This window comes from Symbiobacterium ostreiconchae (assembly GCF_055396975.1).
In genome coordinates this window covers 1554532-1580554 of sequence record NZ_AP042454.1, presented here as the reverse complement: position 1 = coordinate 1580554, position 26023 = coordinate 1554532, and the positions used below count along the sequence as shown (strand labels likewise).

General features: G+C 69.2%; 23 protein-coding genes and 1 riboswitch. Of the genes, 11 read left to right on the top strand and 12 right to left on the bottom strand.

The window, feature by feature from the left end:
* The first annotated feature begins 64 nt into the window (after positions 1–64).
* Positions 65–853: a 2-oxo acid dehydrogenase subunit E2 gene (locus ACZ5UM_RS07825; protein ID WP_464848008.1), complete on the top strand. Its 789-nt coding sequence runs from the start codon at positions 65–67 to the stop codon at positions 851–853.
* Here ACZ5UM_RS07825 and ACZ5UM_RS07820 read toward each other — a convergent pair.
* Positions 822–1826, bottom strand: coding sequence for a thiamine pyrophosphate-dependent dehydrogenase E1 component subunit alpha (locus ACZ5UM_RS07820; RefSeq protein WP_464848007.1), 1005 nt, complete (start codon positions 1824–1826; stop codon positions 822–824). The two genes, ACZ5UM_RS07825 and ACZ5UM_RS07820, sit on opposite strands and share 32 nt — an antisense overlap.
* Before the next feature lie 53 nt (positions 1827–1879).
* Positions 1880–2347 (bottom strand): N-acetyltransferase family protein, encoded by a 468-nt coding sequence (locus tag ACZ5UM_RS07815; protein WP_464848006.1) that lies wholly within the window; start codon positions 2345–2347, stop codon positions 1880–1882.
* Positions 2348–2452: 105 nt separating this feature from the next.
* Between ACZ5UM_RS07815 and ACZ5UM_RS07810 the strand changes: the two genes are divergently transcribed.
* The 5 genes from ACZ5UM_RS07810 to ACZ5UM_RS07790 are packed head-to-tail and all read left to right on the top strand — an operon-like array spanning position 2453 to position 7687.
* On the top strand, positions 2453–3172 hold the full coding sequence (locus tag ACZ5UM_RS07810) for a cyclase family protein (RefSeq protein ID WP_464848005.1): 720 nt from the start codon (positions 2453–2455) through the stop codon (positions 3170–3172).
* Positions 3159–4433, top strand: coding sequence for a chorismate-binding protein (locus ACZ5UM_RS07805; RefSeq protein WP_464848003.1), 1275 nt, complete (start codon positions 3159–3161; stop codon positions 4431–4433). Before ACZ5UM_RS07810 ends, ACZ5UM_RS07805 begins: the two co-directional genes overlap by 14 nt.
* On the top strand, positions 4430–5509 hold the full coding sequence (locus ACZ5UM_RS07800) for a hypothetical protein (protein WP_464848001.1): 1080 nt from the start codon (positions 4430–4432) through the stop codon (positions 5507–5509). The genes ACZ5UM_RS07805 and ACZ5UM_RS07800 overlap by 4 nt, the downstream gene beginning before the upstream one ends.
* Position 5510: 1 nt before the next feature.
* Positions 5511–6950 (top strand): aldehyde dehydrogenase family protein, encoded by a 1440-nt coding sequence (locus ACZ5UM_RS07795; protein ID WP_464848000.1) that lies wholly within the window; start codon positions 5511–5513, stop codon positions 6948–6950.
* Positions 6941–7687 carry an SDR family NAD(P)-dependent oxidoreductase gene (locus tag ACZ5UM_RS07790; protein WP_464847999.1) on the top strand — a complete coding sequence of 249 codons (747 nt, stop codon included), beginning with the start codon at positions 6941–6943 and terminating at the stop codon, positions 7685–7687. Before ACZ5UM_RS07795 ends, ACZ5UM_RS07790 begins: the two co-directional genes overlap by 10 nt.
* A gap of 37 nt (positions 7688–7724) precedes the next feature.
* On the opposite strand, the gene ACZ5UM_RS07785 is transcribed toward ACZ5UM_RS07790, so the two are convergent.
* From ACZ5UM_RS07785 to ACZ5UM_RS07770, 4 genes are all read right to left on the bottom strand, one after another.
* On the bottom strand, positions 7725–8321 hold the full coding sequence (locus ACZ5UM_RS07785) for a GyrI-like domain-containing protein (protein ID WP_464847998.1): 597 nt from the start codon (positions 8319–8321) through the stop codon (positions 7725–7727).
* Positions 8322–8350: 29 nt separating this feature from the next.
* Positions 8351–10453, bottom strand: coding sequence for a glycine--tRNA ligase subunit beta (gene glyS / locus ACZ5UM_RS07780; RefSeq protein ID WP_464847997.1), 2103 nt, complete (start codon positions 10451–10453; stop codon positions 8351–8353).
* Between the two features lie 2 nt (positions 10454–10455).
* Complete coding sequence (gene glyQ / locus ACZ5UM_RS07775) at positions 10456–11430, bottom strand: glycine--tRNA ligase subunit alpha (protein WP_464847995.1); 975 nt, start codon at positions 11428–11430, stop codon at positions 10456–10458.
* A gap of 404 nt (positions 11431–11834) precedes the next feature.
* Positions 11835–13295, bottom strand: coding sequence for an ISLre2-like element ISSyth4 family transposase (locus tag ACZ5UM_RS07770; RefSeq protein ID WP_464845110.1), 1461 nt, complete (start codon positions 13293–13295; stop codon positions 11835–11837).
* A 158-nt stretch (positions 13296–13453) separates the two neighbouring features.
* Here ACZ5UM_RS07770 and ACZ5UM_RS07765 point away from each other — a divergent pair, with 158 nt between their 5' ends.
* Positions 13454–15589 carry a stalk domain-containing protein gene (locus ACZ5UM_RS07765; RefSeq protein WP_464847994.1) on the top strand — a complete coding sequence of 712 codons (2136 nt, stop codon included), beginning with the start codon at positions 13454–13456 and terminating at the stop codon, positions 15587–15589.
* 49 nt (positions 15590–15638) lie between these two features.
* Here the strand turns inward: ACZ5UM_RS07765 and ACZ5UM_RS07760 are convergent, their stop codons facing one another.
* The 5 genes from ACZ5UM_RS07760 to recO all read right to left on the bottom strand — a co-directional run bounded on the left by ACZ5UM_RS07760 (position 15639) and on the right by recO (position 20402).
* Complete coding sequence (locus ACZ5UM_RS07760) at positions 15639–16532, bottom strand: ABC transporter permease (RefSeq protein WP_464847993.1); 894 nt, start codon at positions 16530–16532, stop codon at positions 15639–15641.
* Complete coding sequence (locus ACZ5UM_RS07755; protein WP_464847992.1) at positions 16529–17518, bottom strand: ABC transporter permease subunit; 990 nt, start codon at positions 17516–17518, stop codon at positions 16529–16531. The genes ACZ5UM_RS07760 and ACZ5UM_RS07755 overlap by 4 nt, the downstream gene beginning before the upstream one ends.
* Before the next feature lie 46 nt (positions 17519–17564).
* Positions 17565–18470: an ABC transporter permease gene (locus ACZ5UM_RS07750; RefSeq protein ID WP_464847991.1), complete on the bottom strand. Its 906-nt coding sequence runs from the start codon at positions 18468–18470 to the stop codon at positions 17565–17567.
* Positions 18470–19468 carry an ABC transporter permease subunit gene (locus ACZ5UM_RS07745; protein WP_464847989.1) on the bottom strand — a complete coding sequence of 333 codons (999 nt, stop codon included), beginning with the start codon at positions 19466–19468 and terminating at the stop codon, positions 18470–18472. Before ACZ5UM_RS07745 ends, ACZ5UM_RS07750 begins: the two co-directional genes overlap by 1 nt.
* A gap of 172 nt (positions 19469–19640) precedes the next feature.
* Complete coding sequence (gene recO, locus ACZ5UM_RS07740) at positions 19641–20402, bottom strand: DNA repair protein RecO (protein ID WP_464847987.1); 762 nt, start codon at positions 20400–20402, stop codon at positions 19641–19643.
* A 118-nt stretch (positions 20403–20520) separates the two neighbouring features.
* Here recO and ACZ5UM_RS07735 point away from each other — a divergent pair, with 118 nt between their 5' ends.
* Together ACZ5UM_RS07735 and ACZ5UM_RS07730 are read left to right on the top strand one after the other, a co-directional pair.
* On the top strand, positions 20521–21612 hold the full coding sequence (locus ACZ5UM_RS07735; RefSeq protein WP_464847985.1) for a hypothetical protein: 1092 nt from the start codon (positions 20521–20523) through the stop codon (positions 21610–21612).
* A gap of 132 nt (positions 21613–21744) precedes the next feature.
* Positions 21745–22806, top strand: coding sequence for a GGDEF domain-containing protein (locus ACZ5UM_RS07730; protein ID WP_464847983.1), 1062 nt, complete (start codon positions 21745–21747; stop codon positions 22804–22806).
* A gap of 85 nt (positions 22807–22891) precedes the next feature.
* Here the strand turns inward: ACZ5UM_RS07730 and deoC are convergent, their stop codons facing one another.
* Positions 22892–23578 (bottom strand): deoxyribose-phosphate aldolase, encoded by a 687-nt coding sequence (gene deoC, locus ACZ5UM_RS07725; RefSeq protein WP_464847982.1) that lies wholly within the window; start codon positions 23576–23578, stop codon positions 22892–22894.
* A 213-nt stretch (positions 23579–23791) separates the two neighbouring features.
* Positions 23792–23932, top strand: a riboswitch (cyclic di-AMP (ydaO/yuaA leader).
* A 56-nt stretch (positions 23933–23988) separates the two neighbouring features.
* Between deoC and ACZ5UM_RS07720 the strand changes: the two genes are divergently transcribed.
* Positions 23989–24732: a CAP domain-containing protein gene (locus tag ACZ5UM_RS07720; protein WP_464847981.1), complete on the top strand. Its 744-nt coding sequence runs from the start codon at positions 23989–23991 to the stop codon at positions 24730–24732.
* Between the two features lie 159 nt (positions 24733–24891).
* The gene (locus ACZ5UM_RS07715; RefSeq protein ID WP_464847979.1) at positions 24892–25917 is read left to right on the top strand and encodes a YaaC family protein; all 1026 of its coding nucleotides are present in this window, start codon (positions 24892–24894) and stop codon (positions 25915–25917) included.
* The last annotated feature ends 106 nt before the right edge of the window (positions 25918–26023 follow it).

Below are 26023 nucleotides of genomic sequence, written 5' to 3'. Positions count from 1 at the left end.
GAGACCCGGAAGCGGGGACGGCATATGCTGGTGCAGCAGCCCGCCTGCGAGGGGAGGTGTTTCGGTGCACCTGTTTGCGAGTCTTTCACCCGGCGCACCGGCCGGCCTGACGATGCCCGGCGGCACGCCTGAGAACCCCCTGGCCATGGGAGGGCCGCTTTACCCCCCTGCCGTCACCCTGCCCCTCAGCCAGATGCGCCGGGTTTCCATGCTCAACCTCGAGCATGCCCAGCGGACCACCGCCCCCGTCACCGTGGTGGCGGAGGTGGACGCGACGGGGCTCGTCTCGGTGCGGGAGTCGCTGAAGCCCCTGGCGGAGCGCCACCTGGGCATGCCCCTGACCTACCTGCCTTTTTTCGCCATGGCGACCATCCGGGCGCTGAAGGCGTACCCGATCATGAATGCGATGCTCACCCCCCAGGGGTTCATCATCCCCCGGTACATCCACCTGGCGGTCGCGACCAGCGTTCCCGGCGGCGTCCTGCTGCCCGTCGTCCCGAACGCCGAGCGCATGGGCTTCTGGGACCTGGCCCGGGCCATCTACGTCCAGACCCAGAAAGCCCGGGCCGGACGGCTGACGCCGCAGGAGCTGGCCGGCCAGACGTTCGTCATCACCAACACCGGCCGGTGGGGGACCACCCTCTTCGGCACCCCCATCATCCAGCCGCCCAACGTGGGGATTCTCGCCTTCGAGGCCATCAAAAAGCGGCCCGTGGTCACCGAGGACGACCAGCTGGCGATCCGGCCGATGATGTACCTCGCCCTCACGGCGGACCACCGTGCGGTGGACGGGGCAGAGATGATCGGCTTTCTCGCCAAGGTCAAGGAGGCCCTGGAGCAGGTGGCGATGTGACCCCCTCCAGGGCCTCTTCGCCCCGGGGCAGGGGCGCCGCCCGGGCCTGCGCCTCCGCCGCGTCGATCTCCGCGGCGACCGCCCGCTCCAGCTCCGCCTCGCGCGCCGGCGAGAGCAGACCTGCCCGCCGCAGATAGTCTGCCACTTTCGGCAGCGGATCGCGCTCGCGGGCCGCGGCCAGCTCCGCCGCGGAGCGGTAGGTGGCGTGGTTGTCGTCGCAGGTGTGGGGATCCAGCCGGTGCACCCGGACCTCGATCAGCGCGGGCCCCCCGCCATCCCGGGCCCGCGCCACCGCCCGCCGCACGGCGGCGCAGACCGCGAACGGGTCCGTTCCGTCGACGCAGACCCCTTCCATCCCGTACCCGGCCGCCCTGGCGGCGACGCTGCCGCCGGCCACCTGGCGCTCCGCCGGCACCGAGATCGCCCAGCCGTTGTTCTGGCACAGGAAGATCACGGGCAGCCGGTGGAGCGCCGCCCAGTTCAGCCCCTCGTGGAAGTCGCCCTGCGAGGACGCGCCCTCGCCGAAGCTGCAGTAGACCGCGATCCGGTCGCCCCGGCGGGCTGCGGCCTGGGCGACGCCCACCGCCTGGGGGATCTGCACCCCCACCGGCGCCGAGCGCGCGACGATGCGCAGCCGCCGGTCGCCCCAGTTGTACGGCGTCTGGCGTCCCCCCGACGAGGGGTCAGCCGCGCGGCCGAACGCCGAGAGCATCACGTCCAGCGGCGTGGTGCCGGCCACCAGCACGGCGCCCAGGTCGCGGTAGTAGGGGAACCACCAGTCCACCCCCCGCTCGAAGGCCAGGGCGGCCCCGACCTGGGCCGCCTCGTGCCCCCGGCAGGAAAGCGCCAGGGGAATGGCGCCGGCGCGCTGCAGGATCGCCAGCCGCTCATCCAGCCGCCGCGTCAGGAGCATCCAGCGGTAGATCTCCACGGCCTGCTCATCGGCAAGCCCCGCTGCGCGATGATCCAGCAAGTCGTCACGCCCCCCGCGTCTCTCTTCGCACCGCTTGCACCGGCGGGACCGGCTCACAGCGCCTTCACCAGCGACAGCCGGTCCACCCGGCAGCCCTCCCGCAGGGCGTGCCGGAGGGAGGGTGCATTCCCGGGATCGATGTGCCGCCGGATGAGGCGCGCGCCCAAAGCCCGGCAGTACGCCTCGCCGGTGGCCGTCAGCCGGTGGCTGATCCCGCTTCCCCGGTGCGCCGGTTCCACGAAAATGTCGTAGAAGAGCCCGACCGGCAGCCCCGTCAGCTCATCCGGCACCAGCGCCACCACCAGGTAGCCGACCGGGGCGCCGCCCGCGCGCGCCACCAGCGCGGCGCTGCCGGGCATGGCCAGCAGGGCGCGCAGGTTCCGCTCTGCCCGAGCGGCCACCGCCTGCGGGGTCACCCCGTGCCGCAGGGCCGGATCCACGTGGGCCCAGGCCGTTGCAGCCGAACGGGCCGCCAGCCAGGACCACTCCTTCGGGGTCAGGAACCCGACGTCCACCGCCATGGGACCGCCCCCCTCCTCCGACATGGATATGCACGGGACCGGGGCCGCCGCACCTGCATAGTATGGCGAGCGGCCCGCACGGGCCGCCGCGGACCACTGCTGACCGTGAAGGAGGTGGCCGCCCTGCGGATCATCGACCTGACCCTGGGCTACAGCCACGGCATGCCGGCCTACGGCACTTCCTGGTATAAGGAGGTGGAGATCCGCCCGCTGATGACGCCCGAGACCGACCCCACCGGCCACGGGCGCCGCTTCAGCCAGTTCGTGTTCAACCCGCACAACGCCACCCACGTGGACGCCCCGAGCCACTTCGTCCCCGGCGGCAAGAACGTGGATGACCTGGACCCGGAGCGTTTCATCGGGCCTGCGCTGGTGCTGGACCTCACGCATCGCGGCCTGTACGAGCCCGTCACCGCCGACGACCTGGAGAGGGCCGCCCGGGGGAGGATGCGCCCCGGCCTCAGGCTCCTCCTGCGCACCGACTACGTCGACCGCCACTGGGGCGACCCCGACTTCTGGCAGAAGCCCCCCTACCTCGCGCCGAGCGCGGCCGACTGGTGCGTGGAGCAGGGCGCGGCGCTGGTGGGCCTCGACTTCCTCACCGAGGAGCCCGGCGACCGGGCGTTCCCGGTGCACCGCCGGCTGCTGGAGGCCGACGTCCCCATCCTGGAGTACCTCTGCAACCTGAAAGCCCTCTCCGGACCCTTCGTCTGGCTCATGGCCGCGCCGATGCTGGTGGCCGGCGCGGAGGCGGCGCCGGTCCGGGCCCTGGCCGTGGAGGGCCTGCCGGCATTCGCGGGAGGTGGGCCGGGTGGCGAAAGCTGAACCCGTCCGCCGCCTGCCCCTGCCCCCCTGGGGCCCCGCCGATCTGGCCGCGGCCCTGGGCCCCGGTCCGCTGGCGCTGCTGGACGGACTGACGTGGTCGGGCCGCAGGGTGGCGCTGGTCGCCTGGGCGCCCGCAGCCCACGCCCGCACGGTCGGAGAGGCGTGCGCGCTGGCGGGGCGGGTCCCGCTGCCTCCGGAGGCGCCGCCGCTGCTGGGCGCGGCGGTGGGCCGGCTGGACTGGGACGGGCGCTGCCGCTTCTGGGTCCCCGCCGCCGCGGCGGTTTTCGACCGGGACGCGGGCGACCTCTGGGTGCGGGGCGAGCTGCCCGCCGTCACCGGAGCCGGACGGCCTGCTGCCGATCCTGCGGCTGCCGCTCATGCGGCCCCCGGTCCCCCTGTGCGCGCCGTGCCCCTGTGGCCGTACGCGGACTACGCCGCCGCCGTGCAGGAAGCCCTCGCGGCCATGGCCGAGGGCCGGGTGGAGAAGGTCATCCTCTCCGTGCCTTTCGCCGCACCCTGCGCCGTGCCCCCGCTGGCGGTCTACCGGCGGCTGACGGCCGGCGACCCGCCCGGGCTGGGCTTCCTCCTGCAGGGCGGGGCGGGCGCGGAGAGCCTGGCCGGCCTCTCCCCCGAGCCGCTGGTCTTCCTGGAAGGCCGCCGGGCCCGCATGCACCTGCTGGCCGGCACCCGGCCGGCCGGCCGCGCGGCGGAACTTGCCGCCAGCGCCAAGGACAGGGAAGAGCACGCGGTCGCCGTGGAGCAGGCGCGACGGGACCTGTCGACGGTCTGCGTGCCGGAGACCGTCACGGTGGACGCGTTCATGGAACTGGAGCGGCACCCCGGGCTGGTCCACCTGGCCTCCCGGCTGTCGGGCACGCTCCGGCCGGAGGCGGGGCCGGCCGACCTCGTGGCCGCGTGCTTCCCGGCCGGCACGGTGGGCGGCATCCCCCGGGAGGCGGCCCGGACCCTGATCGAGCGGCTGGAGCCGGTCCCGCGCGGGTGGTACGCCGGCGCCGTGGGGGCGGTGCTGCCCGGCGGCGACCTGCAGCTCTGGCTCACCATCCGCAGCCTCGCTCTGGCAGGCGGCACCGCGCTCGTCCGCGCCGGCGCCGGGCTCGTGCCGGGCAGCGACCCTGCGGCGGAGTGGCGCGAATGCATGGCCAAGGCGCAGCGGGCCCTGGCGGCCGCGGGGGCTGCACTCCCGCCGCCGGAGGAGATCATGAACGGCTCCGGTGACGCGCATGGAGGTGATCCCCGGTGATGACGCCGGCCGAGCTCGACGCCCATGTGCGGGAGATCGTGCGCTGGCACTTCAGCCCCGGCACCGGCTCGCCGTACTGGCTGCGCAAGGCGGGGGAACTGGGCTTCGACCCCCTCACGGAAGTGCGGACGTTCGACGACCTGACCCGCTTCCCCGCCGTGGCGGAGGAGTGGCGGTACATCCCCGCGGGCGACCTCATCCCCCAAGGGTGCCCGGCGCCGTTCGACGTGTGGGAGACCGGCGGGACGACCGGGCCGCCGACGCGCATCGTAGACGCTGGGGCGCGCACCCGGGGGATCCGCCGGGTGGACCGGATGCTGGACGAACACGGCTTCCCGCGCGGCCCGGCCTCAGGCCCGACGGCCGCCGCCCGCCCGGCCTGGCTCCACCTGGGGCCCACCGGTCCCCACCTGGTGGGCACCAACGTGTCCCGGCTCGCCCGGCTGCGGGGGATGCTCTTCCACACCGTCGACCTGGACCCGCGCTGGGTCAAGCGGCTCTACCGGGAGGGCCGGGCCGACGAGGCCCGGCGCTACACGGCGCACCTGGTCGAGCAGGCGCTGGCCGTGCTGCGCACGCAGCCGGTGGTGGCCCTCTCCGCCACCCCGCCCCTGCTGCAGGCGCTCTGCGAGCACCCGGAGGCCTACGGGCTGCTGTCTGCCAAGGTGAAGGGCATCATCTGGTTCGGCACCTCGCTCACCGCCGAGGGGCTGCGGCTCCTGGAGGAGGAGCTGCTGCCCGACGCCCGCCTGGTGGGCTGGTACGGCAACACCCTCATGGGCATCGCGTGCCAGCGCCCCAGGCGGGAGGGCGACGCCCACCGCTGCGTCTTCTCCCCGCCCGGGCCGGACGCGGTGGTGCGGGTGGTGGATCCGCAGGACCCGACCCGGCGGGTGAAGCCCGGCGAGGCCGGTCAGGTGCGGATCAGCCTCCTCAACCGGGAGCTCTTCCTGCCCTGGCACCTGGAGCGGGACCGGGCGGTGCGGGTCGCCTGGCCGGGGTCGGACCTGTGGGATGAGCTGGCGGAGGTCGCGCCCCTGGAGGGGGGCGGCCCCCGGGTCGAGGGGGTGTACTGAGATGCGGGAGATCCCCATCTGGCGCGGGGGCCGGGAGCGCACCAGCCTGGACCTCCGGGTTCTCCGGGACTACCGGGGCGCACCCCTGGCGAAGGTGGCCGCCGCGCCGGCGCTGCTGGTCCACCGTGCGGTGGCCGAGCTGCGGGCAGCGGCAGAGGCGGACGCCGACCTCCCCGCCCTCTGGGACGCCATCGCCGCGGCCGGCCGCCTGCTGGACACCGCGCGACTGGGCCGCTGCACCCCGGACGAGCACGCCCGGCTGGTGACCCTGGCCACCGGGGCGCCCATCACCGACAGCCGGTGCGCGCTCGCCGAACTGGCCCGCGGCCTGGTGAACATCCGGGATGCGCTGGCGTGGCAGGCGCCCGGCGGCACGCCGGAGCCCTTCCTCACCCACCGCATCGAGCCCGCCCCGGGCAAGTCCTGCGGGTGGGTGCCGGTCGGGCGGGTGCTGGGGTTCATCGCCCCCTCCAACCACCCGGCGGTGCACCTGACCTGGGTGCTGGCCCTGGCGATGGGCTGGGCGGTGGCGGTCCGGCCCGGCGCCGACGACCCCTTCACCCCGTGGCGGGTGCTGCTGGCCCTCCGGGAGGCCGGGTTTCCGGCGGAGCGGGTCGCCCTGCTGCCCGGGGGCCACGACCTGGTGCCCGCCCTGGTGGAGCACTGCGACCGCACGGTGGCCTACGGCGGACCGGTGCTGGCGTCGCTGCTGGGCCGCGACCCGCGGGTCCTCTTCAACGGGCCGGGCCGGTCCAAGGTGCTGGTGGACGCCGATGCGGTCAGCCGCGCGGCCGGCCAGCCGCCCGGCGAGCCTGCCCGCCACCCGCCCCGGGCCCCGGAGGCGGGGGTACACGCTGCGGGCCGAACGGCGGGGCCGGAGGACCCCATCGACTTCCTGGTCGACTGCATCCTCCACGACGGCGGGCGCAAGTGCACCTGCGCCAGCGCCGTCCTGCTCCGGGGGGAGACACCGGGGCTGCTGGAGGCGGTCGCCGACCGGCTGAGCCGGCTGCCGCTGCTGGATCCGCTGGACCCGGCGGCACGGGTGCCCGCCTGGAAGGACCCCGGCGCCGCCCGCCAGACCCCGGCCGAAGTCGTGGAGGCGGACGGCCTCACCTTCGTCCGCCCCGCGCTGATCCTGGACGTCGATCCGGCCGACCCCCGCTTCGGCGCGGAGCTGCCGGCCCCGTGGGCGACCGCGGTGAGGCTCCCCGCCGGGGCCGATCCGCTGCCGCTGCTCCGGGGCTCGCTGGCGGTGACGCTCCTGACAGGAGACGCAGCGCTCGTCCGGCGCTGCCTGCGGGAGACCTCCATTCAGAAGCTGTTCGTCGGCCCGATCCCGCCCTGGCACACCGAGCCCGGAGCGCCCCACAAGGGCCGGCTGGCGGACTTCCTCTTCACGGCCAAGGCATACCGGGAGGCGGTGATCCCGTGGATCTGAGCGGCAAGCGGGCCCTGGTGACCGGGGCCTCGAAGGGGCTGGGGGCGGCGGTGGCCCGCCGGCTGGCAGAGGCGGGGGCCGACGTGGCGGTCCACTACCATCAGGACCGGGCGGGCGCGGAGGCGACGGCGAGGGCGGTGCAGGCTACGGGCAGGCGGGCGCTGGTGCTGGGCGGGGACCTCGCCGCGTCCAAGCAGGCCGAATCCGTGGTCGGGCTGGTTCTCGACGCCTGGGGCGGCCTGGATCTGCTGGTCAACAACGCCGGCGTCGCCCCCGTGCTCCCCTGGGACCAGGTCAGTCCGGAACAGTGGGCGGCCGTGCTGGCCGCGAACCTCAGCGGCCCCTTCCACGTGATGCGTGCGGCCCTGCCGCTGCTGCGGCAGGGCCGGGAGCCGGCCGTGGTCAACGTCGGCTCGGTGGTCAGCTTCAACGGCGGCGCGTTCGGCCCCGCCTACGCGGCGGCGAAGGCGGGGCTGGTGGGGCTCACCCGGTCAGCGGCCCGGGAGTGGGGGCCGCTGGGCATCCGGGTCAACTGTGTGGCTCCGGGGCCCATCGAGTCGCCGCTGGCCCGGGCGCTGCCCGCTCCGGCGCTGGAGGCGATGAAGGCGCAGACCCCGCTGCGCCGCCTGGGCACCTTCGCCGAGGTGGCAGAGGTCGTGGCCTGGCTGCTCTCGCCCGCTGCGGCGTTCGTCACGGGCCAGACCGTCGTCGTCGACGGCGGCCGGGTGATGAACTAGCGAACCGGCTGCGCAGCCATGGCGGCCGGGTGAGAAATCAACGAGCCGGCGCCACCGGCTGGCGCAGGATGGTCCTGAGCTTCTCCGGCGGGGTGCGCCGGAAGTCAGACAGGTAGACCTCGTGATGGCGCCCCCGGAGCCGGTACCCCTGCTCGGCGATGAAGGCGTGCAGCCGCTGGATCACCGGCCCCTCCTCGGCGAAGGGGCCCACGTGGAGCACCTGTGCCGCCGTGCCCTCGGCGAAGCGCTCGAACCGCACGCCCAGGATCCGCGGGTTCTTCTTCTTGGCCGCCGCCTGGGTCCGGGCGGCGGACACCTGCGCCTCGCTGATTCCTTCCGGCATGCGAATGAGCAGCTGCCACTGCCACTGGTCGCGCGGCGTCCGCGCGAAGGCCTCGGGCGGCTCGGTCCACCACAGCCCCTCCAGGGGCGGCACCTTAAAGTCCTGACCCGCCGCCTTCTGCTGGAACTTCAGGGTGTAAGCCAGACCGTAGAGCGCCTCGACGGCCTGCCGGAACTCCGGGCTCTCGGGCGCGCCGGCGCCGCTCACGGTCAGGCACCAGGTGTCGGGTATTTCAACGATCTCCGGTTCTCTGCGGGCCTTGAAGAGCACGGGCGGGAACCCTGCAGTCATGGCGGAAGCCTCCTTTGCCCTGGCCGCCATTATCCAGCCAGCTTGCTCAGGTCGGCCGGCGCCGACAGCAGGCTGCCCAGCGCCTGGAGCAAGGCGTAGCGGTTCGCCCGCACCTTCTCGTCCTCCACGTTCACCCGCACCGTGTCGAGGAAGGCGTCCACCGGCGCCTTCAGGCGGGTGGCCATCCGGTAGAAACCCCGGTAGTCCCCGGCCTCGTAGGCCCGCTTCATCTCGGGCCGCAGATCCACGAAGGCGCCGTACAGGTCCCGCTCCGCCGGCTCGGTGAAGAGCTCAGGGTCGATCTCGGCGCTCACCGCCCCGGCCTCATGCCCCTTGCCGGCCAGATTGGCGACCCGCTTGAAGGCGCCCGTCACCGCCGCGAACTCCGGCTCGCCCATCACAGCGGCCAGCGCCTCGGCCCGGTTGACGGCGTCGGTGACGTCGCGGAAACCGGCCGCCAGCACCGCGTCGATCACGTCGTAGCGGATCTCCCGCTGTTCCATCAGCACCTTCACCCGGGCCCGGAAGAACTCCATCAGGTCGCTGTGGGTCCGCACCGCCTCCTCGCCCGGCAGCCTGTACTGCTCGATCGCCATCGACGCGAGCGCGGCCAGGTCGGCCCGCAGGCCGTTCTCCACCAGGGTCTGCACCACGCCCTGGGCGGCGCGGCGCAGGGCGAAGGGATCCTGCGACCCGGTGGGAATCAGGCCGATGGAGAAGTAGCCCGCCAGGGTGTCCAGCTTGTCCGCCAGGGCGACCACAATGCCCGGGCCGGTCCGGGGCAGGTCGTCGCCGGCCCCGCGCGGCAGGTAGTGCTCGTAGATCGCCTCGGCCACGGCAGGATCGCCGCCCTGGTGCAGCAGGTACTGCTTGCCCATGTAGCCCTGGACCTCGGGAAACTCGAAGACCATGCGGGTCATCAGGTCGGCCTTGCACAGCCAGGCGGCTTTGGCGGCCTGCTCCTGCTCTTCAGGCGGCAGGCCCAGCGCCTGCGCGATGGGCCGGGCCAGGGCGACCAGCCGCTCGACCCGCGCGAACTGGGTCCCCAGCTTCTCCTGGAACACGGCCTCCTTCAGCCGGGCGTTGAACGCCTCCAGCGGCTGCTTGCGGTCCTCGTCCCAGAAGAAGCGGGCATCGGCCAGCCGGGCTGCCAGCACCTTCTCGTTGCCGGCCCGGACGATGTCCAGGTGCTCCTCGCCGCCGTTGCGGATGCCGATGAAGTACGGCAGCAGCTCATCCGAATCCTCGGACTTGTACACCGGGAAGTAGCGCTGGTGCTCCTTCATGGTGGTCACCAGCACCTCGGCGGGCACCTCCAGGAACGCCGGATCGAAGGAGCCCGTGAAGGCGGTGGGCTGCTCCACCAGCCAGGTCAGCTCCTCCAGGAGCGCCTCGTCCCGGCGCACGTGCCCGCCCAGCCGGGCCGCCTCGGTGGTCACCTGCTGCCAGATCACCTGCTTGCGGATGCCCTGGTCCACCATGACCCAGCCGCTGCTGACCTTGGCGAAGTAGTCGTCGGCGTCCTTCACCGGAATGGGCTCGGCCGGACCCAGCACCCGGTGGCCCCGGGTGGTGTCCACCGTCTCGATGCCGTCGACGTCAAAGGGTACCCGCCGGTCGCCCAGCATGGCCAGAATCCACTTGATCGGCCGGGCGTACCGGATCTCCCGGTCGGCCCAGCGCATCGCCTTGGGCCAGTGGATGGAGGTGACCAGCCCGGCCAGGAGCGGCGGCAGCACCGCGGCGACCGACTCCCCCTTGATCAGCTTGCGGGCCCAGATGTACTCGCCGCCCTTCTCATCGGGCCGGACCTCCAGGTCCTCCACCGCCACCCCCTGCCCCTCGGCGAACTTGCGGGCAGGCACGGTGGGGTTGCCGTCCGCGTCGAACGCGACCTTCCTGGGCGGCCCTTTCACCTCCATCACCACATCCCGCTGGCGGAGCGCCAGGTTGCGCACGTACAGCACCAGGCGGCGCGGGGTGCCGAAGACGTCGACCAGCTCGTAGTCCAGCCGGGCCTCCTCCAGCGCCTTGGCGGCGTTCGCCTTCAGCTGCTCCAGGGCCGGCCCGCAGAACCGGGCCGGGATCTCCTCGGTGCCGATCTCGAGAATGAGGTTGCGGGTCTCAGCCACGGCTAGTTCCCTCCTTCCGCGGTCCGGGTCTCGCCCTTCGGATCGGGGCCGTGGCCCCGCCCGCCGGCGCCGTAGCGCGCCGCCCAGGTGGGCCGCTCTTCCAGCGGCTTCAGCAGCGGGAAGCCCAGCGACTCCCGCATCTCGATGTAGGCCTTCGCGGCCGCCCGGGCCAGGTTGCGCACCCGGAGGATGTACCCCTGCCGCTCGCTGACGGCGATGGCGCCGCGCGCATCCAGCAGGTTGAAGGTGTGCGAGCACTTGAGGATGTAGTCGTAGGCCGGGTAGACCAGCGGCGGATCGAGGGCGAGCAGCCGCTTGGCCTCCGCCTCGTACATGCTGTACAGCTGGAACAGCATCTGGGTGTCCGACTGCTCGAAGTTGTACACGGAGTGCTCCCACTCAAAGCGCTCGAACACGTCGCCGTAGCGCAGGTGCTCGTTGTACATGATGTCCCACACGTTGTCCACGCCCTGGATGTAGGAGGCCAGCCGCTCCAGGCCCAGGGTGATCTCCACGGAGACGGGCTTGCACTCAAATCCGCCCACCTGCTGGAAGTAGGTGAACTGGGTGATCTCCATGCCGTCGCACCAGACCTCCCAGCCCAGGCCCCACGCGCCCTGGCTCGGCGCCTCCCAGTTGTCCTCCACGAAGCGGATGTCGTGCTTCTTCGGGTCGATGCCGATGCGCTCCAGCATCTCCAGGTAGATCTCCTGGATGTTCTCCGGCGACGGCTTCATGATGACCTGGTATTGGAAGTAGTGCTGCATGCGGTTCGGGTTCTGGGCGTAGCGGCCGTCGGCAGGCCGGCGGCAGGGCTCGATGTAGGCCACGTTCCAGGGCTCCGGCCCCAGGGCCCGGAAGAACGTCTCGGGGTTGAAGGTGCCGGCGCCTTTCTCCACGTCGTACGGGTGCCGGATGATGCACCCCTGCTCGGCCCAGAACTTGTCCAGGGTCAGAACGAGATCCTGAAAGTACATGCGCGGTCCTCCTTCTGCCAGCGGGGGTCCGATGCGAAAGGCTCTCGCCCCGGGCCACCCGATGATGTGGCCAGGGACGAGAGCCTGTGCGTGCTCCCGCGGTTCCACCCTGATTGGCGCCCTCAGGGGCGCCCACCTCTGCCGTGATGCAGTTCTCGCTCCCGGGCGCCGTTCCCCGTGCCTGCCCGCCCTGCTCGCACCGGATGCAGGGCTCTCTGCCAGAGCCGGCTGGCGGGTACTCCTCCCGTTCCTCGCTAGCAATGGATGCTAGCAAGTCGGGACGGGCGTGTCAAGGGGTGGAAGGGAGCGGGGTCTGTCAAGTGAAAGTGGGTACGTCGCACTTCCAAAAGTGTTCTGTATGATTTTGGTTCATGAATTGGCGCCGAATGCGTCTGTTGCCTCTTCTACTTGGTGAAGCCGGCGGCCGCCCTGAGCATCCGAGAGTATCCGCCGCTGGCGTTCCGACCGGCATACAAGATCGGCATGCGCCCGTGGCGGACTCCTTCAATGCCCCGCCCCACGGTCTCCACGACCCGGTGCCGCACCTTTTCCCGAACTGCAGCCAGTGATTCGAGTCCCAGCTGGCGTTCCACCATCTCCACGGCCCCACGCAAAGTGCCGTGAAAGTAGGCGGCCAGCACGTGCATCATCGCCTTCAAGCCCCTCTCGGACCAGCTCCGGCCGACCTTCCGCAGCCGTGCTGAGTACCGCTCCACCGCCCCTTCCGCTGCACCCAGGCCGCGTAACCCCTCCACGCTGACGCCCCGCTCTTGAAGTCGGACGCGGTAGTCCCGTATCGACTCCGGCATCGTCCTGAGGTCGGCCACCAGCCTGCGGATCTCTCCACGACGCTTCGAGTCGGTCTCAGCAGCACGCGCTTCCTCCAGTACCGCCAGCAATCCTCCGGCGTCGTTTGCCTCCAGCGCAGCGTTCGCTCGTTCCAGGAGCCGGGGCTGGTGGCGCAGCACGTGGTTTAGCTCCTGCTTCAGGTGAAACCGGTCGATCTGGTACAGCGCCTTCGGAAACCACGTCACGCCCTCCCGAATCCACCGGGCCCGGTCCCCGTTGATGATCACCCACGTGTCGCTGAGATCGTACTCCCTCTCCAGAAACTCGCTCAACTGCTCCCAGCTGTCCCGTCCGCTGTCGGGAATGAAATCGCGGCGGTTTACCAGCCTGTACTCCGTACCAGCCGGGGTTCGCTCTACCCAACCCTCATGAATCACGAACAGCCGCACTTCCGCCTTCTTGCCGCGCTGACGACCCGGCCAGAATCCATCCGCCTCGATGTACAGGAAGCGGACTTTGCGGGTCCCCCCTTCGGTCACCTGCCGCTGCTTCTGCGCTGCCGCAAGGGCCATTCCCGTCTCGATGCTCCACTGCCGGATCGCCTCGTGGCTGACGTAAACCTGACAGTCCCGCCGCCCCAGCTCTGCTGCCGCACCCCGAAACGATCCGGCCGTCACTGCAGCTTCAACCGCATCTGCCCTGACCGATTCACTCACCCGCTGCCGCTTCGCGATCTGCAGCACCTCATCCAGCAGAAAGACAAAGCGCTTTTCCTCCTGGTCCCAGTAGTAGCGGCGCTTGAATGTGATCGGGCCAAACTTGGTCATGAGGGTGCGGGACCGCATCTCTTTGAACACATACCGCTGGGCGTCCCGGTTTTCATACAGCAAAGTGTCCACCCGCGAGAGTGCCTCAACCAGCACTTCGCGGAAACACTCCACTACCTGCTGCCAAACACCACTTTCAAGTTCCTCAAAGGAAAAGCCGTTGTCTGCACGAATCTCAACCATGACGAGAGATGACCCTCCCTGTGTTGGTGTTTGTTTCCCAGCAACAACACTTTTGGAAGGGGCCATCTCTCGTCCTGCTTTTTTCAGCAGAAATGTTGTGGCCTACCCACGAAAACTTTACTCACACAAGGGAGCGCCAGATCAGGACAGGGATATGAAGGAACCAAACCATCAATGAGGAACATATATGCTGTTCGAAAACTATGGGGATCGGAGGGTTATCGTTGCGTCGCTTTATCGCCTTCGTACTTGCCGCGTTCATGACATTGGCCTCCTTCCCGAAGGTGGAGGCCGCCACCTACTGGCAGTTGGTGGAGGAGGGCAACCGGCTGGCCGAGGCCGGAAAGGCCGAAGAGGCCCTGCCCTACTGGCTCCAGGCCATCCCCATGATCATCGCCGACGGCAACAAGCGGATGGCCGGCTACTACGCCCAGCAGGTGGCGTACACGCTGGACAAGCTGGGCCGCTTCGAGGAAGCGCTTCCATATTATGAGATGAAGGTCCAGTTCTACCGGGAGACCGGCGTGCCCGATGAGCAGATGAAGTGGGACATCCTGCGCATCGAGCAGCTCACGCCGCGCCTGGAGGTCTTCGTCTCCCGGCCCACGGAAGGCGTCGAGCCCAAGAACCTGGGCAAGTTTGAGCCTGCGTTCGGCACCATCGTCGGCGGGACCGTGGACCAGGACCCAGCCATCTACAACCAGCTGGACAAGGTGGCCCAGGTGTACGGCAAGCCCTACGGCGTGGTACTGGTCTACAACACGGTCGCGGCCTACGACTACCTCAACGTGTCTTCACTGGTCCTGGAAAAGGGCGTCCCGCTGCAGATCGCCTGGCAGCCCGAGCTTGGGCTGGAGTCGGTGACCGAGCCCGTGGTGCGCGCCTACGCCCGGAAGCTGGCCGAGTACGGCCAGCCCGTCTTCCTGCGTTTCGGCAACGAGATGAACGGCAACTGGGTGGAGTGGTACGGCGACCCGGAGCTGTACAAGGCGAAGTTCCGGCTGGTGGCCCGCATCATGCGCGAGGAGGCGCCCAACGTGGCCATGGTCTGGGCGCCCAACTTCGTGGGCGCCGACTACATGCCGTACTACCCCGGCGACGAGTGGGTCGACTGGGTCGGGGTCAGCGCCTACCATGACGCGTACTACAGGGGCGACATGTCGAAGAGCGACATGGTGGCCGGCCTGTACCACCAGGGCCAGAAGGCCAATCCGCTGGACAAGTTCAAGGAAATCTACGAGCGGTTTGCGGACCGCAAGCCCATCATGATCGCGGAAACCGGGTACAACCACTCCAACAACACCCCCACGGCACGGAAAGACGGCCTGCAGCTTTACGACGCCTCCGAATGGGCGGCGCAGACGGCCCGCTACGTGTATGCCTACCTGCCCATGGTCTATCCCCGCATCAAGATGGTCGGCCACTTTAACAACCCGCGGACCGGGGACCCGCAGGCCTACACCATGTCGCAGAACCCGACCCTCCTGAAAGCCGTCCGCGAGGCCATCGCCGACGACTGGTACTTGTCGAGCCTGAACCAGGTGCCCGAGGACTACTGGCTCCCCATCGCGCAGGCCACCCTGCACGGGAAGACGCGCGTGGCCAGCTACGTCTGGCTGGGCGACCGGGGGCTCGGCAAGGTGGAGTACCGGCTGGACGGCCGGCTGGTGGCCACCCGCACCCAGGTGCCGTACGTCGCCGACATCGACCTCACCGGCCTGACCGGCGAGCACGTGCTCACCGTGCAGGCGTACGACAAGTCCGGCAAGCTGGCCGCGGAGCGGGAGTTCACCTTTGACGCCTCCCCGATCCGGGTGCGGCTGGACGGCCGGTTCCTGGACTTCGCCAAGCAGCCGGTGAACGAAAACGGCACGATTCTCGTTCCCTTCCGGGCGATCAGCGAGGCGCTGGGCGCCCAGGTGGCCTGGGACGCGCAGACCCGCACGGCCATCGCCAGGAAGGACGGCGTCGAGCTGCGGCTGACGATCGACGACCCGGTGCCCATCGTCAACGGCAAGCCCCAGAAGGCCCTGCCGGCGCCGGCCCGCAACGTGGACGGACACACCATGGTCCCCGCCCGGGCCATCGCCGAGGCCTTTGGCATGAAGGTCGGCTGGGACCAGGAGAACAGGACCGTGCTCATCGACTCGGCGGCGCCCGCCGATGAGCCCGCGCCGGGTGATCCGCCTGCGGACGGGACCGCGCCCGATGCTGCAACGGAGACCGGAGCCGGGATCGCGGACGACGCCACCCCGGCACCCGGCGCTGAGAACGGGGACGATACGGCCCCGAAGCCCGAACCGGTGGATGCCGGCGAAGCCGGGGACGCGGATCCGGCCGAGGCCGGCGGGGAACGCTAAAAGGTAAGCGGCCGGCAACCTGCCTCAGGTGGCCGGCCGCTCTTGCATGTCACCGCCGCAGCCCCCGCAGCCGGAAGCCTTCAGCCAGCAGGTGAAAGGCCGCTGCGGAGAGCCCCAGCGCGAGGCCGGGATAGAAGGGGATCCAGGGCGCCCCCAGGAGGTTGTACCGGTTGGCCCCCAGCATCTGCCCCCATTCAGGCAGGTACTCCATGTACCGCACCCAGCCGTCGCCGCGCACGGCCACGGTGCCGCCCACGTAGATGCCGAAGACGGCCAGCTGCCCCATCATCAGCAGTACCCAGGCCATCTCGGAGGAGAGCATCACCGCGACGTCCGCCTGCATGAGCGGCAGCACATGGCGCAGAAGGATGCGCCGCCGCGTGGCGCCCAGCGCCCGGGCGGCCTCCACGTGGGGCATGATCAGAATCTCCTCGGTCCGGCGGCGCACCTGCTCGGCCATCCGCGGCGCGCCGGAGAGCACCAGCATGGCCACGTAGACCGCCAGCCAGCCCGCCTCGCCCGGAAAGAGCCAGCGCAGCCCCGCCAGGGTCATGGCGACCAGCGCCAGCGCAGGGATGGAGCCGAAGCCCACGGCCAGCGTCTGCACCAGCTGGCCCGCCCTCCCGCCTGCCCACCCCGCCCGCAGCCCCACCGGCAGCGCGACCGCGGCGCGGAGGAGGATCACCACGGCCGCCAGGCCCAGGGTATACCGGGCGCCGTAGACCACGCGGGAGAGCAGGTCCCGGCCCGCCATGTCGGAGCCCAGGACGTAGCCGAACTGACCGGGCGGGAAGGGCGCCAGTCGCAGCCGCGTGCCCTCCATCTGCATGTACACGCCCACGTGCGGGTCGGGCAGGTCGACCACCTCCGGCAGCACCAGCAGGACGACCAGGCCCAGCGAAAGCAGCAGCCCCAGCAGGAGCGGGAAGTTCAGCCGCCTCATGCGGCGCCGCCTCCCTTCAGCAGGGGGTTGGCCATGGCGCGCAGCGTGACGGCGATCCCGTCCATCACCAGAAACCAGGCGCAGAAGATCAGCCCGATGCTCGCCACCACGTGGGGCTGGCCGTAGCTGAGCCCGCGCATCAGCCCCGACCCGATGCCATAGTGGTTGGTCAGCACCTCCACCACCAGCTGGCTGGAAAGGGTGACGTTGAGCATGGCCGGCATGCCGTTCAGCGCCCGGGGAAGGGCGTTGCGCATGGCGTGCTTCAGCACCACCCACACCTCGGGCACTCCCTTGGCCCGGGCGGTGCGGATGTAGTCCTCCCGCATCGCCTCATCCAGCGCGGTCGAGATCAGGCGTGCCGTGTACGCCATGGGGATGATCGACAGGGCCACCAGCGGCAGGAGCCAGCCCCGCTCCCCGCCCTGCGCCCCCAGCACCGACCAGAGCCGGATGCCGAAGTTCCGGTAGGACCAGATGGTGAGCATCTGCCCCAGCAGAATCAGCAGGAAGTCCGGTACGGAAACGCCCAGGACCGAGACGCCCAGGGAGAAGGCGCGGGCGCCGCGCCGGCCGAGCACCAGCCCGCCCAGGAGCAACCCCAGCACGATGCCGGTAACCAGGGCCGCGAGGAAGAGCTGGAAGGAGAGCCACCAGGTCTCCCGCAGGAGCGGAAGCAGCGGCAGGACGGTCTGCGCCGTGCCGTACCACCGCTGCACGGTCAGTTCGCCGGTGAACAGCCCGTGCAGGTAGCGCTTCACCCCTTCCCGGTACTGCGCCGACGACCACGTGTAGGTGAACTGGGCGCCCGCTTCCGGAACCGGCTCGATCCGGAACTTCTGCGTCGCGTCCGTCCTGACCTCGCCCAGGTGGCCGGGCGCGGGCGCCTCGCCGGTGACCACCACCCCTTCCGGCAGCATGGCCACCAGCACCACGATCGCCGCGGACAGGCCCAGCAGGCCGACGCGCACGCCCCAACCGCGCAATACAGCAGACCACAACCCCATAGGTTCCCCTTCTCCTGCTTGCGGACTAGATTCGGTCACGGAGATCCCGCTCGCGCAACCCCTCGGCCAGGAGGTGGAAGGTGGCGGCGGACAGGCCGAGGGCGATGCCCGGGTAGATCGGCAGCCAGGGGTACTGGAGGAGGAACTCGCGGTTCGTCCCCAGCATCTGCCCCCATTCCGCCATGTATTCGACGTAATAAATGTTCCCGGTGATCGTCTCCACCTCCACCGCCCCGCCGGGGTGAACGCCGAACAGGGCGAGCTGCGCCATGATCATCAGCACCCAGCCCATCTCAGACGGGGCCATGACCAGCAGGTCGCCTCGCATGACCGGCAGCACGTGGCGCCGGATGATCCGCGCCGGCCGGGCGCCCACGGCCACCGCGGCCTCCACGTGCGGCATGAGGAGGACCTCCTCGGCCCGCCGCCGGACCTGCTCCGCGATGCGGGGGGCGCCCGAAAGGGCCAGGATCAGCACATAGGCGATCATCCACTGGCGTCCGCCCAGGAAAAACGGCCAGAGGCCCCGGGCGGCCACCAGCACCAGCACCAGCGCCGGAAGGGCACCGAAGCCGGTGGCGGCCGCCTGAACCGCCCTGGCGGGCCAGCCTCCCCGCCAGCCGGCCCAGAGCCCTGCGGGCACCCCGGCGGCAAACCGGATGAGGTTGATCATCAGGGCCAGCCCCAGCGTCGTCCGGGCCCCGTACACGAGCCGGGACAGGTAGTCCCGGCCCACCAGGTCGGACCCGAGCGCGTAGCCGAGCTGTCCCGGCCGGTACGGCGGCGCCGCCAGCCGCGTCCCGTCCATCTGCAGGAGCACCCCCTGCTGAGGATGCGGCAGGTCGGCGAATGCGGGCAGCAGGAGCACGATCACGAGGCCGCTCACCATCAGGGCCGCCACGGCCAGCGAAGGGGGGATGCGCCGCCGCATCACGACCCCTCCCTCAGCCGGGGATTGGCCAGGATCCGCAGCGTGTTGGCCACGCCGTCGACCAGGCCGAACCAGAGGCAGAAGACCAGGCCCGCGGTGGCGACCACCGGGTGGGCGGAGCCCCAGAGAAGCGCCGCCCCGAGGCCATTGACATTGGTAAGCGTCTCGATCACGACCAGGCTGGAGAGTGCGATGCCCACCATGCCGGGCAGACCGCCGAACACACGCCCCAGCACGTTGCGCAGCCCGTGCTTCACCACGACCCGCGCCTCCGGCAGCCCCTTGGCCCGGGCAGTGCGGATGTACGGCTCCCGCATCACCTCATCGAGTCCGGTGACCACCAGCCGGGCCGTGTAGGCCATGGGACCCAGGCTCAGCGCCAGCAGGGGCAGGAGCCACCCGCGCTCGCCGCCCTGGGGGCCCAGCACCGAGTACAGCCGGATGCCGAACTCCCGGTGCGTCCAGATGGTCAGCAGCTGCAGCATGATCACCGCCAGGAAGTCCGGCACCGCCATGCCCGCCACGGTGAGACCCAGTGAGGTCCCCCGGAACCACCCCCTGCGCAGGCTGAGCAGGCCGAGCACCATCCCGGCGGCCATGCCCAGCCCCAGCGCCCGGGTGAGCAGCCGCAGCGAGACGAGGGTGCGCTCCCGCACCAGGGCCAGGACGTCATAGGTGACTTCCACGGCACCCCCGAACCGCCACTCCCAGGTGGTGTCCGTCAGCTCGCCCGAGACGAGCCCGCGCAGGTAGCCGAGCACCGCGTTCCGGTACTGGGAAAACGACCAGACGGCGCGCGGCGGTGCAGCCGCCGGCGGGGGATCGATGATGAACGGCTGCATGGGTTCCGTACGGACGCCCCAGACCACGCCCACCGGCAGGTCGCCCGCCTCGATCCAGACCACGCCGGCAGGAAGCCAGGTCAGGCCGACCACCAGCAGACCGGCGGCCAGCATCATGCCGAGGCGGCTGAACCAGAGGCGTACTACGTCGCGCATGTGGAATCACCTCTCAGCCCCTGTGTGGAATAGGACGGTGGGCAGACTGCTTGCGTTCGATATACATTTAATGTGTTGAATTCGCATACCGGAACTCGTTTGCGTCAACACAAGTAGGGGTCCCGGCCGCCGCTGCAGCCGGGACCCTCCGTCCGCTGCGGTTCCGCCGCCTCTACAGGTTGGACCGCAGCGTATCCAGAAACTCCTTCGATTTCAACCGCCGCTCCGTCCGCGCCAGGATGTAGGCCGAGAGCGCCCGGTCGACCTCCCCCGCCACCTCGCCCGCGAGGCGGATCATGTGCGCACGGCGGATGTCGCCGTCCAGGAGCCGCTTCATGCTCTCCAGGGCCCCCAGCGACAGCCGCATCGCGCCTTCCCCCTCGTCTGAGCACTGCGGGCAGAGCACGCCGCCCAGGACCGGGGCGAAGCGCGCGCGGCCGCCCTGCTGCACCTCTCCTGCCCCGCAGCCGACGCACGCCCCCAGGCTGGGGCGGAACCCGAGCATCGAAAGCAGTTTCAGTTCAAAGGCCCGCAGCAGCGGCTCGGGGGCCCGGTCGGGCTCGGCGAACAGGTGCAGGCTGGTCAGGAGCAGCAGGAAGGGCGCCTCCTGCCGCTGCCGCTCCGGCAGCAGCGTGTCCACCAGCTCGCAGGCGTACGTGGCGTAGGCCATGCGCACCAGGTCCTCCCGCAGCCCCCGGAAGGACTCCACGATCTCCACCTGGCTCAGCGTGTCGAGGCTGCGGCCCGAGAAGAGCTGGGCCCGCACGTGCGAGAACAGCTGCGTCGCCGCGGCGAACCGGTTCCGTGGGCGCCGGGCGCCCCTGGCCACCGCCTCCACCTTTCCCTCCTCACGGGTCAGCAGCACGACGATCTTGTCCGCTTCCTGGAAATTGCGCACCCGGATAACAATACCATCGACGTTGTACAGTGCCACGTCGCCACCTCCGCCGTCCTGCACTCATCATAACACGCGATGTGACGCCGGTCACTTTGCGCCTGGGGCGGAAAGGGGATACTGAGAATGAATCTCACCGCAATAGGAGGGGGTCGCCATGTCTTCACCGCCGCGGCCGAACCCGGTCCGCTTCCCCCTGCTGCTTCTCGGCATCTTCACCCTGCTCGCCGCGCTGTGGGCCGGCATGCTGCGCATCGGGCTGGCGCTGCCCCCGCTGAGCCCCACGCTTTCCGGCGGCCACGGCCCGCTTATGATCGCCGGCTTCCTGGGCACCGTCATCGGGCTGGAACGGGCGGTGGCCATGGGACGGCCGTGGATGTTCGCGGCGCCCGCCCTCGCCGCCGCGGGAGGTCTGCTGATCATCTTCGGGGCGCCGCCCGCCGCGGGCGCCCTCAGCATTGCCCTGAGCAGCGCCGTCCTCATCCTGGTCTTCACCCAGATCGTCCGGCTTCAGCCCATGCTCTTCAACTACGTCATGACGCTGGCGGCAGCCGTCTGGCTGATCGGCAACCTTTTCTGGCTCTTCGGCACGCCCGTCACGCACGTGGTCCCGGCCTGGGCCGGGTTCCTCGTGCTGACCATCGCGGGTGAGCGGCTGGAGCTGGCGCGCCTCGTCCGCATCCCCCGGGCCGGCACCGCCGCCTTCCTCGCCGTGCTCGCGGTGATCACCGCGGGCGCGTTCCTCGCGCCGTCCAACTACAGCCTGGGCTGGCGGGTGACCGGCCTTGGCCTGGCCGCCCTCTCGCTCTGGCTGCTCCGGTACGACATCGCGCGGCGCACCGTGCGGGCCCGGGGGCTGACCCGCTTCATCGCGCACTGCATGCTGGCGGGGTACCTCTGGCTGCTGGCGGGCGGGCTCATCGCGGCCTGGCACGGCTTCATCTACGGCGGCGTCTACGACGCGGCCCTGCACGCGCTGTTCCTCGGCTTCGTCTTCAGCATGATCTTCGGCCACGCGCCCGTGATCTTCCCGGCGGTGCTGGGTGTGCGCATGGTCTACACCCCCTGGTTCTACAGCCACCTGGTCCTGCTGCACGCCTCGCTGCTGCTGCGGGTGGGCGCAGGGCTCCTGGAGTGGCTGCCCGGCCGCCAGTGGGCGGTCGTCCTCAACGTCATCGCCCTGCTCCTCTTCCTCTTCCACACCGTGCGGTCGGTGCGCCGGAAGCCGGACCCACGAATGGGCACTTAGTTCGGACATGTTCTGTTGCATATGTGCGACTGTCGTGTTATAACCGAAGATAAAGATGCAGCGTATGGAGGTGGGGCATCGACCCACCTCTCTCCACGTATGGGGCCCCCCTGAGCTGGAGGGAGTGATACGGTGGCCCGGACCAGTCCTCTCGAACAGCAGAAGCGGCGGCTGCTGCTCGTCGCGCTTCCCGCGGCCTCAGCGGCGGCACTGCTGGAGTGGCTGCTCCACAGGGGAGGTGGCCAGCAGCCTCCGGGCCTCCTCCTCGGAGGCGCCGCCCTCACCCTCCTGCTGGCTCTCTTGCTCTGGCGGCGGCGGCGCAGCCTGCGGTTCGTGGAGACCGTTCTGACGACCAGCATCGTCGTCGGGCTGTTTGTGCTGCTCTACCTGGGGCTGTTCACCGCCGACTCGCTGGCGCTGCAGCGATTCGCCAGCCTGAGCCCGTGGATCTCCGTCTCGCTGGTGGGGCTCGTCCTGGTCAACGGCTCCCGGCTGGCGCCCTGGATCTGTACAGGCATCTACCTGGGCCTGCTCACCGTGGGGCTGGTCCACCTGTTCAGGATCGGACCCGAGGGGGCGCGGCCGCTCCTCCTGGGGCCGCTGGCCCAGTTCTATCTGGCCAACGCGGTGCTGCTGTGGGTGCTGCACATCTGGTCGGGGCTGCAGCAGCAGCACCACCGGACGCAGGAGATTGCCCGGTCGCTGGCCAGCCTGGCGCACACCGATCCGCTGCTGGGGATTCCCAACCGCCGGCAGATGCAGGCCCTCATCGAGCAGGAGATCCGGTGTGCCGAGGCGGGCGGGCACCCGGCCACACTGATCATGTTCGACGTGGACCGCTTCAAGGAGGTCAACGACGTCTACGGCCACGAGACGGGCGATGCGGCGCTGCGCGCGGTCACCACCGTGGTGCGCCAGGCCCTGCGCGCCACCGACCACTTCGGGCGATGGGGCGGCGACGAGTTCGTCATCCTGGCCCGCGTCCACGAGACGGCGCAGGCGTACCAGCTGGCCCAGCGCATCGGCGATGCCGTCCACCAGAAGCTGAGCGAACGCTTTTTCCGGGTGACCATCAGCCTGGGCGTGGCGCCCTACCACCCCGGCGACACCGTGGCGTCGTGGGTCAACCGGGCCGATGCGGCCATGTACAGGGCCAAGGAGTCCGGCCGGAACCGGGTGGTGGTGGGGTCGTAGCCATGCCGCAACGCCAAAGCGGTGGGAAAAGGAAAACCGTGGACCGGTGCACGCCGGACCACGGTTTTGTGATTTGCCCACCGGTCTACGCGCCCTGCTCCGGGAGCCCCGTCACGATGGCCACGCCCGCACTGGCGCCGATGCGAGTGGCGCCGGCCTCGATCATGGCCAGGGCGGTGGCCAGGTCCCGGACGCCGCCGGAGGCCTTCACCCCCATGGCGGGACCGACGGTGCGGCGCATGAGGGCCACGTCGTGAACCGTGGCGCCGCCCGCCCCGAAGCCGGTGGAGGTCTTGACGAAGTCGGCGCCGGCCTCCTGCGCGAGCTGGCAGGCAAGCACCTTCTCGTCATCGGTCAGCAGCCCGGTCTCGATGATCACCTTCACCAGCCCCTCGCCGGCCACGGCCGAGACCACGGACTTGATGTCGTTCAGCACCACGTCACGCTGGCCGGACTTCAGGGCGCCGACGTTGATGACCATATCGACCTCCCGTGCCCCGCGGGCCACGGCATCCTCCGCCTCCACCGCCTTGATTTCGCTGCGGTTCGCCCCCAGCGGAAAGCCGATCACGGTGCACACCCGCACGTCCGTCCCGCGGAGCAGCTCCGCGCACAGCGGCACCCAGTGCGGGTTCACGCATACCGACATGAACTGATGCTCCCGCGCCTCTGCGCAGAGCTGGCGAATCTGCGCCTCGGTGGCGTCGGGCTTCAGCAGCGTGTGATCGATCATCTTGGCCAGTTCCCTGCGCGTGATGCGCCTCGCATCCATGGCGTTCAACCTCCTCGTGCCCGGGCAGCAAGGCTCTGCAGCATAGTCTTCCCGGTTCATGGTGAGGTTCGTTGGCGCTTCCGCGATCACCTGCACGGGGCTGCCAGCCCTGGAAACCGCCGCTGGGCTCCAGGAGATCTGTAACATTATCACCACACATTATACATGGACCTAGTGAAGTGACATGCGTTACCCTATTAGACGACTTCGGTCAGACCATAAACGCTGAGTTCCTTAACGGAAACGGGGGACCCACTTTTCTCCAAGGGGCTAAGCGCAGTGCTGGCACTGCCCGGGCGACACTCCTGCCTCCCGCGCCCGACAGCTAACCCCGTAAGCGTTGCAGGAGGACAACAGCTCCTCCCTGACTGTGGCATCGCCAAGTCACGACTGGAAAAGGAGGAGGAACCATGCGCTTTTCGAAGATCAAGGGTCTTGCCCTGGCGCTCGCAGCCGTGGCTGCCGCGCTGATGGTGTCGGCTCCGGCCTCCGCGGCGACGACCTACGTCACCGCTTGCAAGACGCCTGTGTACTACACGACGTCGAACCTGGGGAACCGCTACGTCATCAAGCTGAACGTGCGCTGGACCGCGCCGCAGACCACCCAGACCCAGTGGCGGATCGTGCAGACGCCGCAGCCTGCGGTGAAGCAGCCGCAGCCGACGCAGCAGCCGACGCCCGTGACCCCGCAGCCGCAGCCGCCGAAGCAGACCGAGCAGCCCAAGCTCCAGCAGCAGCCCTCGACTCCGCAGACCCAGGACACCGCCGGCCTGACGACGGCCGAGCAGCAGATGCTGAACCTGGTCAACCAGGAGCGGGCCAAGGCGGGCCTGAAGCCGCTGCAGGCCGACGCGCAGCTGACGAAGCTGGCCCGGATGAAGAGCCAGGACATGATCAACCGGGGCTACTTCGACCACAACTCGCCGACCTACGGCTCGCCGTTTGACATGATGAAGAGCTACGGCGTCTCGTACCGCACCGCGGGCGAGAACATCGCCGGCAACCGGTCGGTTCAGGCGGCCCACACCGCCCTGATGAACTCGTCCGGCCACCGGGCCAACATCCTGAACCCGAACTACACCCACATCGGCATCGGGATCGTCGAGGGTGGCCCGTACGGGATGATGTTCACGCAGATGTTCGTGGGGCGGTAACTTAACGAGGCACCCTCAAGTAGGGTGCCTCTTAAATCTGTACCCGCGTCCTTTCCTACAGCGTGTTAGGAACTGTTGAAAGAGGTGTTGAGTGTTCGTCAACGAAACAGTTAACACGTCACACACTATTGAAGGTCTTTTAGCGGAGTGGAGACCTAGATGAAACATGTCTGGGAACAGCTGTCGATGTTTGAAAGCCAGGACTTGTGCCGCCGGTTCTATAAGGCAATGCACGGACGTGAACTATCGGCTGGAAAGGCCTCCGAAATCTGTGCCCACTTCTCACACGGACGGGCATATTTCGAGAGTGCCGCTGGAGCTACCGACACCGTTCGTCCCCTATTGCTTTATTATGGCGTGCAAGCACTGTCCAGAGGCTTGATTCTATTTCTGGACCCTAAGATGCGAGAATCAGGGCTAACACCGTCTCATGGCCTACAAACAGATTCTTGGACTAGCGTCCTTTCCAGGGGAATTGAACACGTCAGCGAACTACGGCTGAGACCTTCCAAAGGCACGTTCACGGAATTGGTTCGCATTACCCATAACGTGGACATTGCGGTATTAAGCCATGGTAGTCAAGCTTTCTCAGGGTCAGCATCTATCCCGGAGGAGTTTCGACCGACACTGCGAGAGGTGCTCTCCAGGATCCCAGAACTTTGGGTTCTTTATGAAGCAACGTTCAGGGAACATGCCTCGTGCTTCTTGGTTCACATTCATCCTACCTTGCAGAATCCCAGTCTAGCGGAGATCGTTTTTCCTCTCAAACAGAACGGCGTGCTAGACATCGAGGAGCTAGCCGGACGTTTAAGAATCCCTCCAGACGTCCACCTTTACGAAACTGATTACTTCACCCGGCAGGAAGTTGTCCGGGTGCCTGCACTTAGAGTTACTTGGGGTTCTTGGCACGATATGTTACATATGGTAAGCAGCCAAGACGGCGATACTTACGTGATTGCCCCCTTCTCTTCCGGCGAACGACTATCTCAACTAACCCTCTATTTCGCGGCAGCCTTTACACTCGGGATGTTGGTCCGCTATCATCCCACAACCTGGACTCAGATGCTAATGAGGGGCAACGGCGACTATGTAGTGCCTTTAATAAAGGCGACAATACGTGCCGTCGAATCCAGGTTTCCTGAACTTGTGTTCTGGTCACTCACGGGTCATCAGGACTCACAGTGAAATCTGTCACTTGCCCTCAAGCAGAAACCTCGTGTTCTGCTCCTTGCAGGGAGGGCGACAACGAACCATCCACCGCTTGGTGCACGCAGGAGAGATCATAAGACGC

Bases quoted from the DNA above. Each gene is read 5' to 3' on its own strand.
- ACZ5UM_RS07815 (WP_464848006.1), bottom strand. From the start codon at position 2,347: ATGGCGGTGGACGTCGGGTTCCTGACCCCGAAGGAGTGGTCCTGGCTG.
- ACZ5UM_RS07795 (WP_464848000.1), top strand. From the start codon at position 5,511: ATGCGGGAGATCCCCATCTGGCGCGGGGGCCGGGAGCGCACCAGCCTG.
- ACZ5UM_RS07785 (WP_464847998.1), bottom strand. From the start codon at position 8,321: ATGACTGCAGGGTTCCCGCCCGTGCTCTTCAAGGCCCGCAGAGAACCG.
- glyQ (WP_464847995.1), bottom strand. From the start codon at position 11,430: ATGTACTTTCAGGATCTCGTTCTGACCCTGGACAAGTTCTGGGCCGAG.
- ACZ5UM_RS07770 (WP_464845110.1), bottom strand. From the start codon at position 13,295: ATGGCCCCTTCCAAAAGTGTTGTTGCTGGGAAACAAACACCAACACAG.
- ACZ5UM_RS07760 (WP_464847993.1), bottom strand. From the start codon at position 16,532: ATGAGGCGGCTGAACTTCCCGCTCCTGCTGGGGCTGCTGCTTTCGCTG.
- ACZ5UM_RS07750 (WP_464847991.1), bottom strand. From the start codon at position 18,470: ATGCGGCGGCGCATCCCCCCTTCGCTGGCCGTGGCGGCCCTGATGGTG.
- ACZ5UM_RS07745 (WP_464847989.1), bottom strand. From the start codon at position 19,468: ATGCGCGACGTAGTACGCCTCTGGTTCAGCCGCCTCGGCATGATGCTG.
- ACZ5UM_RS07735 (WP_464847985.1), top strand. From the start codon at position 20,521: ATGTCTTCACCGCCGCGGCCGAACCCGGTCCGCTTCCCCCTGCTGCTT.
- deoC (WP_464847982.1), bottom strand. From the start codon at position 23,578: ATGGATGCGAGGCGCATCACGCGCAGGGAACTGGCCAAGATGATCGAT.
- ACZ5UM_RS07720 (WP_464847981.1), top strand. From the start codon at position 23,989: ATGCGCTTTTCGAAGATCAAGGGTCTTGCCCTGGCGCTCGCAGCCGTG.
- ACZ5UM_RS07715 (WP_464847979.1), top strand. From the start codon at position 24,892: ATGAAACATGTCTGGGAACAGCTGTCGATGTTTGAAAGCCAGGACTTG.